This window comes from Thiomicrospira sp. (genome assembly GCF_014859555.1).
Taxonomy (GTDB): domain Bacteria; phylum Pseudomonadota; class Gammaproteobacteria; order Thiomicrospirales; family Thiomicrospiraceae; genus Thiomicrospira.
In genome coordinates this window covers 24,150-39,206 of sequence record NZ_JACUTY010000015.1, presented here as the reverse complement: position 1 = coordinate 39,206, position 15,057 = coordinate 24,150, and the positions used below count along the sequence as shown (strand labels likewise).

The following is a 15,057-nucleotide window of genomic DNA, read 5'->3' as shown; positions in this document are numbered from 1 at the left end:
CATTAGCGCAACGCTTGTGGGTGATGTCGCCAGAAGGTATTGAAGACTTTAACGACAATTATGAGGCTTATTTAAGCTACAAAGGCTTCGTCTAACCCCTCAACCCGGAGCGAAATGCTTCGGGTTTTCAGCCAAGCTCTCGCTAAACAATTCACTTTATAATTATTTTTACTTTGTTTTTAACGCTTACTCACCTGGCAAAATTCCAATCTAACCGTCATTTCAGATTGTCAAGTTATTGAAAGCCTTCAGCTTATCCAGCACCAGGCCTGGTCTAAAATTATTCCGTATCAACTTTTTATACAACTGCATTGGGTTATAACGGTTTTTTATTAGCCGTCCTGCGGTGGCTCCACTATACTGAACATCTTATTCGAATTTGAAACGCATCTAATGAAACCGACCAGCATCAAAAAACTTATTTTAATGGGCGCACTTGTCGCCTCTTTCGCTCTATTTGGTTTGTCCTATTTGGTCGCCTCCAATATTTTTGAACGAGTGCTCACTCAAAATGCTCAGAAAGGGGCGGTCACACTTTCGCAACTGACCTTCGACAAGATGTACGAAATTATGAGCCAAGGTTGGAGTCGCGAGCAACTTAACCAGTTTTTAGACGATACCCAGCAAGCCTACCAACGTTCGGACATTGAAATTGATATATACCGCAGTGCTTTAGTGGCTGATTTATACGGCGCATTTAAGCAAGACATGAATGAGGATGTTAAGCAATGGATTAGCCCGGTATTTCGCACAGGTGAAGCCGCGGTGCACGCCAAAGGTGATTTACGCTTAAGCCTGCTACCTCTAAAAGCCGAAGCGCGTTGCTTAAGTTGCCATGCCAACGCAAAAAAAGGCGACGTGCTGGGCATTATGCATATCTCACAGGATTTAGGTTCGGAAATCTCTGAGGCCAAAACCCAGTTTTTCTGGTTTTTCTTGGTGTTATTACCCTTGCCTATGTTGATGGCCTATTTGATTGGTCTTAAACTAACTTCGGTATTAAACAAAGCCATCACCACCTTGCACAACCAGGTGCAAAGCATTCAGAAGGTGCGCGACTTAAAAGACATTGAACCGAATGCGTTGTTTTCTGAATACAGTGAATTCCAGCAACTCGGTGAACAGTTCCAAAGCTTGGCGGAAAAACTTCAAACCGTGGCGGTGGATCGCGATATTTTGGAGTTTGAAATTCAGCTGCTGGATAAGTTTATTATTACCTCTGAAGTCGTCAAAGACTGGAAAGAGCACATTAATAATCTGATTATTGAGATGACCACAATTCTTCCCATGTACGCGTTGTTTGTGGTGTTTCGTACCGACGACGAAGAACGTTTTGCGATGGAGATTTTTTGGGCCGGTGTGCCCACCGATTCGATGAAAAAGATGTTTGAAGATTCGGCGTGTAATCAAATTAAAAATCACCCAATTTTGCGCCATGACCCAACCATTGATATTCATCATTCGATTGCGGATGAAAGTCGATCATTGCGTGAAAATAGTGTAGATATTGAACTCCAAACCAAAAGCTTAATGTTAGATACACCCAAAATTGGTGGCGTAGTCGGCATAGGTGTGCAATCGCTGGTTGGCCAGGACCTAACCCGCGCGATGGTGATCGAAAGCATTTTAACCACTTTAATTAACGTGGTCGGCTCGATCAAAGCCATCAATAAATACACCCACGATTTAGAGTATTACGCTACACGTGATCCACTTACCAATTTATTTAACCAGCGCGTGTTTAATGAAATGCTGGAATACGAAATGGGCCGTGCCGATCGCAAAGACTATGCGTTTTCATTAATGGTGTTGGATTTTGATAACTTTAAAAACATCAACGACCGGTTTGGCCATGCGTTTGGTGACTTGATGTTGCAAAGTTTTGCCACTCAGGTACACGACATCTTGCGCCCTGGCGATGTATTTGGACGTTACGGTGGCGATGAGTTTGTGATTTTATTGCCCGAAACCAACCTGGGCCAAGCCTACGATGTCGCCCAAAGAGTGCTGGATCAAGTGCATAAAATTGAGGAAATCGCGCATAACAACCAACGTGTGCATGTCGCCTGTTCGATTGGGCTCGCGAGTTATCCGGAACACGCTAAATCCAGCAAAGAGTTGTTTGTGGTCGCCGACAACATGATGTACAAAAGTAAGCATATCGGTAAAGATCAAGTGTCGATTCCAACCGACGATGAATTGCACGATTTGTATCATCGAAACACCGAAAAAACTTCTTTCTTGTTGGATGTTTTAGAAAACGAGTCCTCAATTGAAGCCCATTTCCAGCCGATTTTAGGTATCGCTGGCGATCAACCAGTGGTGGAGGTGCATGAACTGCTAATGCGTATTCGCCACAAGGGGCGTTTAGTGACCGCCAATGAGTTTATTGATGTCGCAGAAAACATGGGAATCGTGCACAAACTCGACTATATTTTGATTAAACAAGCCTTTAAGAAAATGCGCGATTCGCAATACAAAGGCCTGTTATTCATCAATTTATCGCCCAAGGCGATGATCTTAAATGAGTTCATTAACCAGGTTAAAACCCTCGCACAAGAATTCGATATTTCGCCTAACTCTATTGTGTTTGAGCTGACTGAACGCGAAACCGTGCGCAACATTAGTTTGCTTGAAAAATTTGTGCGTGATCTCAAATTTGAAGGTTTTCGGTTTGCAATTGATGATTTTGGTTCAGGCTTTTCGTCTTTCCATTATTTAAAACATTTCCCGATCGATTATTTAAAAATTGAAGGTGAATTTATTAGCAATATGTTGCATGATCGGATTGATCACGCGTTTGTCGAAAGTGCCGTGGCGCTCGCTAAATCGATTGGGATTGAAACCGTGGCCGAGTTTATTGAAGACCGAGAAACCCTGGATGCGGTTAAAAAACTCGGCATTCATTATGCACAGGGTTATTTTGTGGGTTTTCCGGCGGCCGAATTTATGCAACACGTCCCAGAACATGTAAAATAGTCGAAAAACAGACACGCTAATCACAAAAACGTATAAAATCAGTTTAATTCTTTTGAACTGATCGAGGTAAACCATGGCTTCGCAACGCCTCCCATCACTTAGTCGGCGCCAGCTATTACAATTATCTGGCGTCTCTATGCTCGCGCCGTGGTTATCAGCTTGTGGGCCGACTGAACCACTGGTGGTCGCAGGGCATCCTTGGCCGGGTTACGAAATCTTTTTTATGGCGCGTGACTTAGGCTGGCTGCCACTAAACGGTATGCAAAGTCTAGACACACCAAATGCCTCAGAATCCATGCAAGCGATTCGTGATGGCCGAGCCCAAGCGGCGATGTTAACGCTAGATGAAATGATTCGTTTGTGCAGTGAAGGCTACGATTTACGCGTGGCGATGATTTTTGATATTTCGGTGGGTGCCGATGTCGTAATCGCAAAGCCTGACATAAAAACGCCGCAAGATTTAACCGGCAAAACCATTGGTTACGAAGCCTCTGCTTTAGGCGCGCTGATGCTGCACGAGTTTCTGAACCACAGCATTTTGGATCGAAATGAAATCAAGTTGGTCGACATGAGTTTCGACCATCACCACCAGGCCTGGTTGGATAATGAAGTAGATGCGCTTATTACCTATGAACCCAATGCCACCAAACTACTCTATTCCGGTGGTCACAGACTGTTTAATAGCCAACAAATTCCCGACAAAATCTTTGACTTGTTGGTGGTCACGGCCGACGCCGCTCAGCGCCATAAAATGGCGCTGTATGATCTGATTGATACACATTTTAATGCACTTCATCATTTCCGCACCAATCCTATGGATGCCAGCCACCGCATTGCTAAACGCATGAATATGCCAGCCGAAGATATAATGCAAGTTTACCGTGGCTTATTAATGCCCGATGCGCTTGCCAACTACGCTTATTTATCCAAACTGGATGACCGTATGATAAAAGCCGCGGCCCACTTAGTTTACGTGATGCATGAAGCTGGCATTATTGTAGACGACTGTGATTTACGCACCATTTTTACCAACGAATTTATTCCTAAGGCACGTTTATGATCGGCCGACGTTCCGACCAGCAACTTGGCTGGGGATTATTGCTTGGGCTTCTATTTGTTTTTTATTCCACCACACTTAAAGCAAAAGAAACCTTTGTGCTGGGTGTGCTCGCCTTTCAACCTAAGCCGATAGTTGAAGCACGCTGGCAACCGATTATCGACCACCTAAATCGACAGCTCACCGACATAGAATTAACACTGCGGCCGTTATATTATGATGAATTAAGTTTAGCGGTGGCACGACGTGAGCTCGACTTTGTGCTTACCAATTCGGCTTTTTATGTTGAACTGGCACACTCTCAAGGCCTGTCAAGTCCTTTGGTAAGTTTAATGACGTTGCATGATGGTATCCCGCTGCGGGGCTTTGGCGGTGTGGTTGTGGTTAAAAATGACCGAACCGACATTTTAGATTTGATTGATTTAAAAGGTCAACGTATTGCCTCACCTAAAGAAGGCTCGTTTGGTGGCTATATGATGCAAGCCTACGAAATTAAACTCGCAGGTGTTGAGCCTGATAGTTACAGTGTATTTGAAACCGAAATGCCACATGATTTAGCGGTTAACGCGGTGCTGGATGATCGTGCCGATGCCGCTTTTGTACGCACTGGTGTATTAGAAAACATGCAAGCGCGTGGCTTAATAAATTTAGACCATCTGCGCGTACTGAATCCACAAGAATTGGCCGGCTTTCCGTTTTTAATTTCTACCCAAATTTATCCAGAATGGCCGCTCGCGGCTATGCCACATATTCGCATGGAGTATGCTGGACAGGTCACCAGCGCATTTTTAGCCATACCTTATAATAGCCCGGTTTTACGTAACGCCAATTTTTACGGTTTCAGTGTGCCAGCCGATTACGAACCTATTCGTGAACTGATGCGAAGTTTAAGAATACGCCCGTACCATATTCTGCCTGAAATTGGCTGGAAAGACATTTGGCAAGCACGCAAAGTAGAGGTCATGATGAGCTGGGTGGCGTTAGCGATCATCTTGCTGCTGGGCTTTTTATTAATGATTTACAACCAACGTTTATCGAATAGTTTAACGCTGGTTAAACGCAACGAAGAAAACCTGCGAATTTCATCAGTGGCGTTTGAAACTCAAGAGGCGATTTTAATCACCGATGCCAATCAAACCATTATTCGGGTCAACCATGCGTTTACCGACATTACCGGCTTTAGCGAGAAAGAAGCCGTGGGTCAAACCCCGCGTATTCTTAAGTCTGGTGTGCATGACGATGAGTTTTACCAGCAAATGTGGGCCGACATTATTGAAACCGGCGGCTGGCGTGGCGAAATATGGAACCGTCGCAAGGACGGCGAAATTTATCCCGAACACCAAGTTATCACTGTGATCAGGAATCCTAAAGGTCAAATTACTCACTATTTATCGACTTTTAGTGACATCACGATGCGTAAACTCAATGAAGAACGTATTCATAAACTCGCGTTTTACGACCCATTAACCGGCTTGGCGAACCGTCGTTTGCTGGAAGACCATATTGCTCAGGCGATCTCCGCCAGCTCGCGCAATCTGCATTATTGTGCATTGCTGTTTATTGACCTCGACCATTTCAAAAACCTCAATGATACGTTAGGGCATAAACTGGGCGATGAACTCTTAAAACAAGTCGCTGAGCGTTTAAAATCCTGCGTGAGAGAAGGCGACACGGTCGCCCGACCCGGTGGTGATGAATTCATTATCTTATTGCAAGATATAGGCTTCAAACAGGAAGAGGCCGCCAACCACGCCAAACTGGTGTCGGAAAAAATCTTGAATCGCTTTAATGAGGCTTATCCGTTATCTGAGAGCCAATATGTTTTAACCGCCAGTATCGGGATTAACCTGTTTATTGACCACTACGAATCCGCCGATGAAATTATGAAACGTTCAGATTTGGCGATGTACCAAGCTAAAGCTCAAGGGCGTAATACAATTCGGTTCTTTGATCCATCTATGCAAGAAGCCGCCTCTAAACGCAGCGAAATTGAATTTGACCTGCGGCGCGCAATCGAACTCAAGGAGTTTGTGCTTTATTATCAACCTAAATATTGTTTTTCGGGTGAGTTACACGGTTATGAAGCCTTAATTCGCTGGCAGCACCCACAAAAGGGGCTAGTTACTCCATTTGATTTTATTGGTGTCGCCGAAGAAACCGGACTCATTATCCCCATCGGCAAATGGATACTCCACCAGGCCTGCTTAACCCTGCAAGCCTGGCAAGAACAACCCGACAAACAAAATCTAAAACTGGCGATTAATATAAGTGCTCGTCAATTCCACCAGCCAGATTTTGTGGACTCTATTAATCATGCCTTAAGTCAATATAATATTGATGCTAGCAAACTAGAACTCGAAATTACCGAAAGTATGTTGATGGATGATATTCAGGATACCGCTGAAAAAATGCATGCATTAAAAACCCTCGGCATCAACTTTGCCTTAGATGACTTTGGCACTGGCTATTCGTCTTTAAATTATTTAAAATCCTTACCCTTAGGTTCGTTAAAAGTGGATCAGTCGTTTGTGCGTGATATGCTGGTTGATGAAAATGATGCCGCGATTGTTAAAACCATTATTACCCTAGCAAAAGAATTACAATTAGCCGTGGTCGCCGAAGGCGTTGAAGAGCCTGAACAAGCCCGTATCTTGCATGATTTAGGCTGCGATTTATTACAAGGTTACTTGTACGGTCGCCCATCGCCTGATTTTGTCAGAGAAACTCGTTAAACTATAGAATACTCATTTTTAAGGTACCTAAATGAATCCACATCCTTTAAGCCAATATATGTCAAATGTACCGGACTTTCCAAAACCGGGCATTTTGTTTCGTGATATTTCACCTTTACTTAAAAATCATTTACACGCCACCATTGATGCGATGAGTGATTTATTTAGTCAACAAGAATGGGCCAACATTGACCATGTTGCGGGTATTGAGTCTCGCGGTTTTATTTTTGCCGCCGCTTTAGCTTACAAACACAACAAGGGCTTTATCAAGGTACGCAAACCCGGCAAGTTGCCCAATGTGCACGCCTCAATTGAGTATGGCTTGGAATATGGGCGCGATAAGTTAGAAATGCAAAAAGGCGATGGCTCGCGCATTATTATATTAGACGACTTAATTGCCACCGGCGGCTCAATGCAAGCCGCTTGCGAACTCTGCGATAGGGTTGGTTATCAAGTAGTCGGCTTGGCTTGTTTAGTCGATTTAGCCGCATTAAACAGCTTTGAATACGCCGATATGAAAGTACGCTCAGTGATTCAATATAACGACTAATTGCCAACAACCTGGCTAAGGCGCTTTATAAATCAACCACTTAATTCATACTATCTGCACAGTTTCACTTGCTTTTAGTCACTTGCGAATGTGATAATGCAACCGAAGTCACAACACAACCAGGGAGTTGATGATGAGTAATACAATCAATCCAGCCATGCAATCGGTCGCTATGAGTGTGGTGCCGCAACAGAACCAAGCGGCCCAACAAGCTGAAAACCGTGTAACCGACCGCGCTTCTACTGATGTCAGCAGCGGTGGTAATACAACGGTTACCTTGTCAAGCCAAGGCCAAGCAGCCGGTAATGATTATATGGACTTGGCCGCCAGCCAAACAGTGAATCAAAATGCGCCTGTGCAAGATCAAAACACCCAAGCGAGTGATACCAACCACGGTTTAACTTACGCCTCAACTTTGCAAGCGCAGGCTAACTATAATGCGCAACAATTAAGCCAGACAGATTCGGCTGAAACGCCAAACACTTCAGCTTAATACTGAGCGTTAACTCAACACGGCATGCCCGTGTTGAGGATTGCCCTAACGCTATCTTCATAGTTTCTCAATAATTTACTGTTTTTTATGTTGTAGACTATATTATAACGATTTGGTTATTTGTCATTGTTTAACCAGGTTGGTTTTTTAGTCTTAACTGAGTCTCTTGTCGGGAGTCTCAGCTCCTCAGAATATTAGGCGGCCTTATTGGTCGCTTTTTTTATGCCCCTATTTTTTCATTGTTTTGATGTTGTTTTGGTTATGTGGTTAAAATATCCATAGAGGTAATTTTATATGTCTGACAAGCCCTACCGACACGGACACGGCAGTGATGAATCCCATAAACGCGATCAAGCTTTGTTTGCTGAGTTATTAGAGCAACACAAGCAACTAAAACGCGAAACTGAAAAGCTAGCAAACGGCATATTAGCGCGCACCACCAGCGAAGACCCTCGATTGGCAAATGTGTTAATTGATCATGTAGAAGGTATGGAAAAACGTTTTGCCTCGGGACGCGCAATTCGATCCTGGGATCCGTTATTTGCGGCCTTGTTTGAGTTTCGTGAACAAATTCAGATGCAATATCGAGCGATTGAAAATGGCGTTGAAGCCCGCATTACATCGGATGATCCTAAGCTGGTCGAACTCATTCATTCACACGATGAAACCCTGCATCAATTTGTGGATTACGGTTATGAAAAGTCGGGTCAACAAAGCCCCAAACCGAATTGGCTGAGTTAGTAACGAGGCGTTTAGAAGTATTGAGTTTAGTCTTGAATTTTTCAGGTTTACAACTATAGTTAAACCATTCAAGTTAGGAGAGTCAAGATGATTATTATGTGCCCAAATTGTGGTGGTTTAAATCGTGTGCCGGCTGAAAAACTGTCCAACCAACCGAGTTGCGGACATTGTAAACAAGCTTTAATAATTGATAAACCGCTTGAAATGACGGGCTTACAACTTAATAAAGCGATTCAAAAAACTGACCAAGTTGTGATTGTTGATTTTTGGGCAGCCTGGTGTGGTCCTTGCAAAATGTTTGCACCCACTTTTGCACAAGCGGCGCAACAGTTTTCTAAAACCCATCCGCAGGCGCGTTTTGTCAAAATTAACACCGAGCAAGAACAAGCGGTGGCGGCGCAATTTGGCATTCGTTCAATTCCGACCTTGGCCGTGTTTAAAAATGGCCAAGAAGTCGATCGAATTTCAGGCGCGATGGACTTAACCCAATTTAAACAATGGCTGTCACGTCATCTGTAAAGTTGACGATCCAAGTCTTCAAACTCGGCACGCAACGCCGAGTTAATGCCAAACTTTGATTCATAGGCATCCAACCAGGCCTGGTGGGTTTGGGGCAAACCTAATCCACGCGCTTGCCCCCAAGCTTGGTAAATTTGCCAACGTGCCAATGCATCGGTTGTGTGTGCCAAAGCACGATCACGCCGCACTCGGTAAAAGCCTATTTTACCGAATTTGATTGAAACCATTAGCAGCCCAATCCCAACGAACATTAACACAACGTACCCTACCCAATACAGCCAAGCCGGTAACGCAATATAAAGCTCGGCGGGTTGAATCAAATCAACTAATTTGCCTGTCTCTGGGTCAATATATTGAAGCCTTATTTCGGGGTAATAACCCCAACCAGATGACATGATTCGATAGGGTTGGTTTAAGGTTTGTGTTTCAGTCCGCCCCTCTAATCCTAAATTTTCTGTGGTGCTAGTTTGTGCCGTCAACCAATTAATGCCTTCGCCGCTGGTCATTCGATCACCTAAGTCAGGTAAACGACTCGCATTCATTCCGCTTAATGTCAGTTCGATCGTTTCTAACGCACCCGTGCGATTCCAAAGTGGCCGATTAACTAACCATGAAAACTCGCCCACCGGTATTTGAGCTGGCACATAGCTAGGTAAAGGCTGAATTTGATAATCGTTTTCTGGTGCAAAAAACTGCCAGCGCAAACCTTGTCGATTTTGCACCCGAATCACTGGTGGAGTTAATTTTGGGCTGGTGTTGGCCAGTCTTTGAACCAGTACAAATTCGGCGGTCCGCTGATTGTCTAAGGTTTGCGCAAGTGCTTGCGCACTATAAAGAATATCCGGCGTATCTAACGCTTCCATCGCCACCGGCAAGCCGGCATCCTTTACTGTTACCTTGGCTCGCCAAACCGCCCATTCGCCTTGCCAAAGAATTGAGCGTGGTAGTTGCCATTCTATATTGACCTGCTCATTTGGCTTTACGTTTAGGATTTGGGCGGGAATCGTTAAACCCCCGCTACTGATCTGCGGGATTTCAATTTGACCAGCTTGTTTGGGTGTTAAAACTAACCGAATACGATCACTGGTTTGTGATGAGTCGTCTAATTTAAAGTGCGTTTTGAGCGGCGTTAAATCAAGCTTTTTGTAATCGCCAAACGTATCATCACTGCGCAAATTAATGTTTAAACTCTCGCCTAACATTAGGGTTTGAGTTTGCGCGAACACGCTGTTAATTGACAATAAAATCAGCCAAAAGCCGACAAAAGTCGTGAAGTTTAATAGTCGCCCATTTCTGCGCCTTACCATGGTTGCACCCCCGGTATCGCATGTGCTTTTTCTTGACGCGCCTGAAATCCGACTTCGCGTTCAAACAGATGTTTTAATAAGGCTTGTTGATTGTCTTGCAGGTTTTTTAATTCCATTTGCAGATTGTCTAAACGGCGCTGGGTTTGTAATTGCGCTTCAACGAATTTGGCTGAACCGGCTAACGCCCAGTCTTGACCCGTTAAGAGTTCAGAATCCGCCAATCGTTCCGGCAAACTAAAGCCCGTGCCTTCTGAACGACCATCATCCGATTCGCCTTCGGCGCCCGAACCGGCTTCATTGTTCGGGTTTGGCTGGCTGCCACCGTGCAAACTGCCGTCTAAATCTTTACGTAAGCCTTGTTGTTTTGCCGCCAACTCGGCCGCAGCCTGTTCTGCCGCCTTGGCTTGTTGTTCGGTTAAGGCGGCTAAAGCCAGTGTTAAATTTTGTTGGGCTTTGACATGCTCGGTTTGATACAAACTCACGGCTTCAAAACTTTCCACCGCTAAACCCCATATTTCAAGTTGCGCGTAAGCGTTGCCTAAATTAAACAAGGCTTGCGCACGTGCTTGATCTTGGCGTGCGTTTAACACGGCTTGGCGATACCAGGTTAACGCACGTGCATATTGGGTTTGGCGATAAGCCGCATTACCTGCGCCGATTAAAGCCCGAAACATTTGATCGGGTTGTTCGACTTGAGTCGTTTCCAGCCAACGCGTATAAAGTCGTTCGGCTTGCTCAAACTCTTGCGCCTCAAACGCTTGGTAAGCTTGATGTTCTAACGATGTGGATGCCGCCCAAACCGTATTCGGGGTAATTGACATCAAACTAAATAAACCTAATCCAAGCATCGACAAACCCGGTAAAAGTCTTTTAAAGCCTGGCTTGGGTAGGTGCAGAATAATCATGAATAAACCCAATGCCAACCCCATTAACCAAGGGGCTAAATCCGATTGCTCGGTTTTGGTTTGGTTAACCGGCAAAGGTTCAGCTTTGGCACGAATCGGGTCTAGTAATTTTTCCAGCAGAGCGGCCTCACCACTGGCTTCTAAATAGTCCGCATTCAGTTGCTGGCTCAGGTTTTGCAAGGCCGCCCGAGGCAAGGCCACATCCACTGGCTGATTATCATCATGTAGCCAACCGGAAGGATGTTGCTCATCTGCCAACCAAACGGTTTGGGTTTTGCCCACCGCTAATAAAATTAACTCGGCATCTTGTTGTGCAAGTTGGTTTCTCAAATCACTCAGCTGGCTTGAATCCAACACCTCATCCAATCCGCCACCATCGGTAACCAATAACACCACTAACGGCGCGATGGTTTGACGCGCGGCTTGTTGCACTGCAAAACTCAGGCTGTCGATAAGTTGGCTGCCAGCCAGCGGCAATAAGTTGGGTTCGGTTAAATACAAAGCGCGTTTAAACAGCGATTTGTCTTGGGTAAAAGGCGTGACCCAATGGGCTTGAGCGGTGTAATTGATTAAACCGATTCGATCTTGTGCATTAAGCTGCTGACTAACCGATTCGATTAGGGTTTGACTAAAAGCAAACCGATTCGGTTTTTGATCTTGTGCACTCATCGAACGTGACGCGTCCATTACCACCAGTAAATCCACACCAGCTCGATCGGATTCAATCACATCGGTTTGTTCAATTCGCGGCCCAGCTAACGCCAATATCAAAGCAACCCAAGCCAAACTCGCCAGCAGATTAAATTTGCGTTGCGCTGACTTTTGACTCAGTACCCAAGGCCAAAATTCGGCTTGGGCGTAATCGGTTTGTTGGCGACGTAACGACCAGGCCTGGTATAACCACCAAACCAGTGGAAAACCTAATCCCCACAGCCAATTGGCTTCACGCCAACTAAATTGACTTAATTCGGCTAGCAATTCCATCTTTGGCCTCCCAAGGTCAGCAACCACCAAATCAGTAATAAGCCTAACGCAAAAGCTAACGGCGTGTAATATAGCGGCTGGGTTTGCCAACGGGTTTCGCTGGTGGGCGTACGTTGCACACCTTCGGTTTGTTCAATCGAACTTAATACCGATTGCAAATCATCCGGCCCGCCGACTTGATAAAACTGCCCCTTGGTTTGCTCCGCCAATTTTTTGAGTTCACGGGTTTGCAAGGCTTGGTAAATCAAGCCGGAGGTTGGGTTTTCGGCGGGTATCGCCGCGCCTGCGCCAATACCTATGGTATAAATCGGCACGGATAAATGCTTGGCGTATTCAATAATAGAATCTAAATTGATCCGGCTGGGGGTTTGCACGCCATCACTCACCAATACGACCAAACGTTTTTGAATGCTATCGGTTTGCTCGGCTTGCGCGACTTCTCTTAAAGCTAAGCCTAAGGCTTCGCCCACCGCTTGATCGGTGCGGCCAGCTAAATAGGGTTGCAGTCTTTGCAAATTGGCACGCATGACTTGGTTATCAAACGTCATCGGCACCAAAGTGTATGCCTGTTCGGCATATAAAGCTAAGCTAAAACGGTTATCACTTAAACCTTGCACAAACTCGTCCAATACCGCTTTTACCACCTCCATCCGGCTGGTGGGCTGGCCTTGCAGTTCGTAATCCTCAAGCACGAAAGACACCGAGCTTTCCAATACCAACGCAATATCACGCACCGGCTGGCTATTGGCTTGCGGCGCTTGTTCTATCAGACGTTGAGGTTGAGCTAAAGCCACTAACAAACTCAGCATAAGGCTGAACTTAAGCAAACTGATCAGCACACGCCGACTTAAGTCACGTTGTTGGGTTGTGGAGGTGAAATCCGTGTGTGATGAATCTGCCATAAACTGATCAATTTTCGGATGGAAAAACACCGGCATTTGACCGGCTTCTCCGCTGGGTCGCCAAGTGTTTGGCCAGATGGTTTGCACAAACGGCCAAGCCGCTAACGCCCAAAACCAGGCCGGATAAGCAAAATGCCAAGAATCCCACCAGTCTAATAACATCGTCATAAACAGGCCTTCATCTTGGTTAACCAGTTTGCCAATTCTTCCGCGTCCACCTTGTTGGCTGAAAAACAGACGGTTAATAAAGCTTGGTGGCAAGCGGTATCGAGCGGAATATGGCGTTGGGCGAGCCAGTCGTAGATGTCTAATGCCAGCTGTTTGCGTTGTTGATCGGTTTGTAAACCCGCTAACCGACGTCGCCAACGCCAAACCACCAGGCCTGGTGATCGCCACAACCAAATAACTAGGCCTATCAAGCTGACCAATAATAGGGTTATGATCAAAGCCCACAGCCAAGCACTCATCAATGGCTCGGCCGGTGGCGGGCTTAATAAATCGATATCCATTAGAGTTAAGTTCATAATTCGGCGGCCAGTATGCGTTGTAAGCTATCGGTGGTTTGCACGTTATGCACATCCACGCCCGCTTGTTTTAACCAGGCCTGGTGCTTATCGCGTTGGGGTTTTGCCCAAGCTTGGTATTGAGATTGTTGTTGATTATCTAACAACCAGGCCTGGTGGTGGGTTTGGAGTTTTAATGGCTGCTTGGCGGGTAATTGCACTTCGGCTGGGTCTTCAATCCAAAACGCACTTAAATGCCAGGATTGATTCATCGCCGTCAACCAGGCCTGGTCGGATTCGGTTAAGTCGGCAAAGTCGCTAATGATCCAAACCCGTGTGCCATTCGGCCAATGGGCTTTAAGCTGGTTTAAAACATCCGCTAACTTAGGTTCGACTTGATCGGCTGTGGGCGGACAAGGAATCGCTAACGCCTGCATGACTTGCTGATACAAATTCATTCCCTGAATCACCGGTGTCATCGACACGGTTTCGCTTAGGCCGATGGCTTGAATTTGCACTCGTTGCTGCTGTGCCATCCAGGCTAACCAACCTGCAATTCGTGCCCCTTGCGTGACTTTTAGCTGACCCTGGGTGGCAAAACGCATTGACTGACGCTGATCCAGTAAGATCACCCACTGCGCCTGACGTTCTTCCTGAAACAGCTTGGTAAAGGCTTTACCGGTACGCGCCATTAATCGCCAATTAAGATGGCGCAATTCGTCGCCTGGCTGGTATAAACGACTTTCTTCGTATTCCATGCCCTGACCACGAAAACGACTGGATTGGTCGCCAAACAATGCCAATTCACTTAAACGCTGTGAACTCGGCAAGCTCGCCCAATAAGCCTCCAGCTCCTGCCCCCAATCCGCAATTTGCTGAGCCGACAGAATCGGTTGCTGACTGATATTGTGTTGGTTTATAGCCGAACTACGCCAGAATTTAAAAATAGAACGCACTTACTCCCCCCTCCCTTGATGGGAGGGGGTTAGGGGGCGGGTGAGCTGCAAGCACACTAAACGTATCGCTTCCAAAACATCGTTTGTATTCATCAGCACATCATTATTCCAAAACCGAAGCACTTGATAACCCGCTTCCTCAAACTTTGCTGCTCTTTGTTGATCATAACTTATCATTTCAGTTTCATTGTGCTGACCGCCATCTAGCTCAATAATCAGGTTAATTTCATGGCACACAAAATCGACAATATAGTTTTGCAAAGGTTGCTGTCGTCTAAACTTCAACCCTTCAAAACGCTTTGCACGCAGAAAAGACCATAACTTATCCTCCGCATCACTTGGATTTTTACGCATATCTATTGCGTAGTTTGTCAATTTTGGGTTTTGTTTTAGCATCTTATTTACTACCAGTTACACAACTGCAATTCA

The 15,057-nt window shown here is 45.5% G+C and carries 13 protein-coding genes; 7 read left to right on the top strand and 6 right to left on the bottom strand.

The genetic code is table 11. The features are described from left to right. Nucleotides 1-393: 393 nt before the first annotated feature. The 7 genes from IBX48_RS04335 to trxC all read left to right on the top strand — a co-directional run bounded on the left by IBX48_RS04335 (nucleotide 394) and on the right by trxC (nucleotide 9,071). On the top strand, nucleotides 394-2,979 hold the full coding sequence (locus IBX48_RS04335; RefSeq protein WP_296831155.1) for a GGDEF domain-containing phosphodiesterase: 2,586 nt from the start codon (nucleotides 394-396) through the stop codon (nucleotides 2,977-2,979). 136 nt (nucleotides 2,980-3,115) lie between these two features. Further along, nucleotides 3,116-4,039, top strand: coding sequence for an ABC transporter substrate-binding protein (locus IBX48_RS04330; RefSeq protein WP_296831153.1), 924 nt, complete (start codon nucleotides 3,116-3,118; stop codon nucleotides 4,037-4,039). Then, a complete protein-coding gene (locus IBX48_RS04325) occupies nucleotides 4,036-6,768 on the top strand; it encodes an EAL domain-containing protein (RefSeq protein ID WP_296831151.1) in 2,733 nt (910 codons plus the stop codon). The genes IBX48_RS04330 and IBX48_RS04325 overlap by 4 nt, the downstream gene beginning before the upstream one ends. 31 nt (nucleotides 6,769-6,799) lie before the next feature. Next, nucleotides 6,800-7,318, top strand: coding sequence for an adenine phosphoribosyltransferase (locus IBX48_RS04320; protein WP_296831149.1), 519 nt, complete (start codon nucleotides 6,800-6,802; stop codon nucleotides 7,316-7,318). A gap of 133 nt (nucleotides 7,319-7,451) precedes the next feature. Continuing rightward, nucleotides 7,452-7,811, top strand: a complete 360-nt coding sequence (locus IBX48_RS04315; RefSeq protein WP_296831147.1) for a hypothetical protein — start codon at nucleotides 7,452-7,454, stop codon at nucleotides 7,809-7,811. A 294-nt stretch (nucleotides 7,812-8,105) separates the two neighbouring features. After that, nucleotides 8,106-8,552, top strand: coding sequence for a hypothetical protein (locus tag IBX48_RS04310; RefSeq protein ID WP_296831145.1), 447 nt, complete (start codon nucleotides 8,106-8,108; stop codon nucleotides 8,550-8,552). Between the two features lie 87 nt (nucleotides 8,553-8,639). Beyond that, a complete protein-coding gene (gene trxC, locus IBX48_RS04305) occupies nucleotides 8,640-9,071 on the top strand; it encodes a thioredoxin TrxC (protein WP_296831143.1) in 432 nt (143 codons plus the stop codon). On the opposite strand, the gene IBX48_RS04300 is transcribed toward trxC, so the two are convergent. Genes IBX48_RS04300 through IBX48_RS04275 form a run of 6 tightly spaced genes read right to left on the bottom strand, consistent with a single transcriptional unit; the run spans nucleotide 9,062 to nucleotide 15,024 of the window. Further along, nucleotides 9,062-10,312 (bottom strand): hypothetical protein, encoded by a 1,251-nt coding sequence (locus IBX48_RS04300; protein WP_296831141.1) that lies wholly within the window; start codon nucleotides 10,310-10,312, stop codon nucleotides 9,062-9,064. The two genes, trxC and IBX48_RS04300, sit on opposite strands and share 10 nt — an antisense overlap. 59 nt (nucleotides 10,313-10,371) lie before the next feature. Further along, nucleotides 10,372-12,267 (bottom strand): VWA domain-containing protein, encoded by a 1,896-nt coding sequence (locus IBX48_RS04295; RefSeq protein ID WP_296831140.1) that lies wholly within the window; start codon nucleotides 12,265-12,267, stop codon nucleotides 10,372-10,374. Next, nucleotides 12,255-13,337 (bottom strand): VWA domain-containing protein, encoded by a 1,083-nt coding sequence (locus IBX48_RS04290; protein ID WP_296831139.1) that lies wholly within the window; start codon nucleotides 13,335-13,337, stop codon nucleotides 12,255-12,257. The genes IBX48_RS04295 and IBX48_RS04290 overlap by 13 nt, the downstream gene beginning before the upstream one ends. After that, the gene (locus IBX48_RS04285) at nucleotides 13,334-13,693 is read right to left on the bottom strand and encodes a hypothetical protein (protein WP_296831138.1); all 360 of its coding nucleotides are present in this window, start codon (nucleotides 13,691-13,693) and stop codon (nucleotides 13,334-13,336) included. Before IBX48_RS04285 ends, IBX48_RS04290 begins: the two co-directional genes overlap by 4 nt. Beyond that, nucleotides 13,690-14,628, bottom strand: coding sequence for a DUF58 domain-containing protein (locus IBX48_RS04280; RefSeq protein WP_296831136.1), 939 nt, complete (start codon nucleotides 14,626-14,628; stop codon nucleotides 13,690-13,692). The genes IBX48_RS04285 and IBX48_RS04280 overlap by 4 nt, the downstream gene beginning before the upstream one ends. Beyond that, nucleotides 14,629-15,024 carry an endonuclease domain-containing protein gene (locus tag IBX48_RS04275; RefSeq protein ID WP_296831134.1) on the bottom strand — a complete coding sequence of 132 codons (396 nt, stop codon included), beginning with the start codon at nucleotides 15,022-15,024 and terminating at the stop codon, nucleotides 14,629-14,631. Nucleotides 15,025-15,057: the final 33 nt, after the last annotated feature.

What these genes read in the sequence shown, in the direction of transcription:
- IBX48_RS04335 (WP_296831155.1), top strand. Translation starts at nt 394, where the DNA reads ATGAAACCGACCAGCATCAAAAAACTTATTTTAATGGGCGCACTTGTC.
- IBX48_RS04330 (WP_296831153.1), top strand. Translation starts at nt 3,116, where the DNA reads ATGCTCGCGCCGTGGTTATCAGCTTGTGGGCCGACTGAACCACTGGTG.
- IBX48_RS04325 (WP_296831151.1), top strand. Translation starts at nt 4,036, where the DNA reads ATGATCGGCCGACGTTCCGACCAGCAACTTGGCTGGGGATTATTGCTT.
- IBX48_RS04320 (WP_296831149.1), top strand. Translation starts at nt 6,800, where the DNA reads ATGAATCCACATCCTTTAAGCCAATATATGTCAAATGTACCGGACTTT.
- IBX48_RS04315 (WP_296831147.1), top strand. Translation starts at nt 7,452, where the DNA reads ATGAGTAATACAATCAATCCAGCCATGCAATCGGTCGCTATGAGTGTG.
- IBX48_RS04310 (WP_296831145.1), top strand. Translation starts at nt 8,106, where the DNA reads ATGTCTGACAAGCCCTACCGACACGGACACGGCAGTGATGAATCCCAT.
- trxC (WP_296831143.1), top strand. Translation starts at nt 8,640, where the DNA reads ATGATTATTATGTGCCCAAATTGTGGTGGTTTAAATCGTGTGCCGGCT.
- IBX48_RS04295 (WP_296831140.1), bottom strand. Translation starts at nt 12,267, where the DNA reads ATGGAATTGCTAGCCGAATTAAGTCAATTTAGTTGGCGTGAAGCCAAT.
- IBX48_RS04290 (WP_296831139.1), bottom strand. Translation starts at nt 13,337, where the DNA reads ATGACGATGTTATTAGACTGGTGGGATTCTTGGCATTTTGCTTATCCG.
- IBX48_RS04285 (WP_296831138.1), bottom strand. Translation starts at nt 13,693, where the DNA reads ATGAACTTAACTCTAATGGATATCGATTTATTAAGCCCGCCACCGGCC.
- IBX48_RS04275 (WP_296831134.1), bottom strand. Translation starts at nt 15,024, where the DNA reads ATGCTAAAACAAAACCCAAAATTGACAAACTACGCAATAGATATGCGT.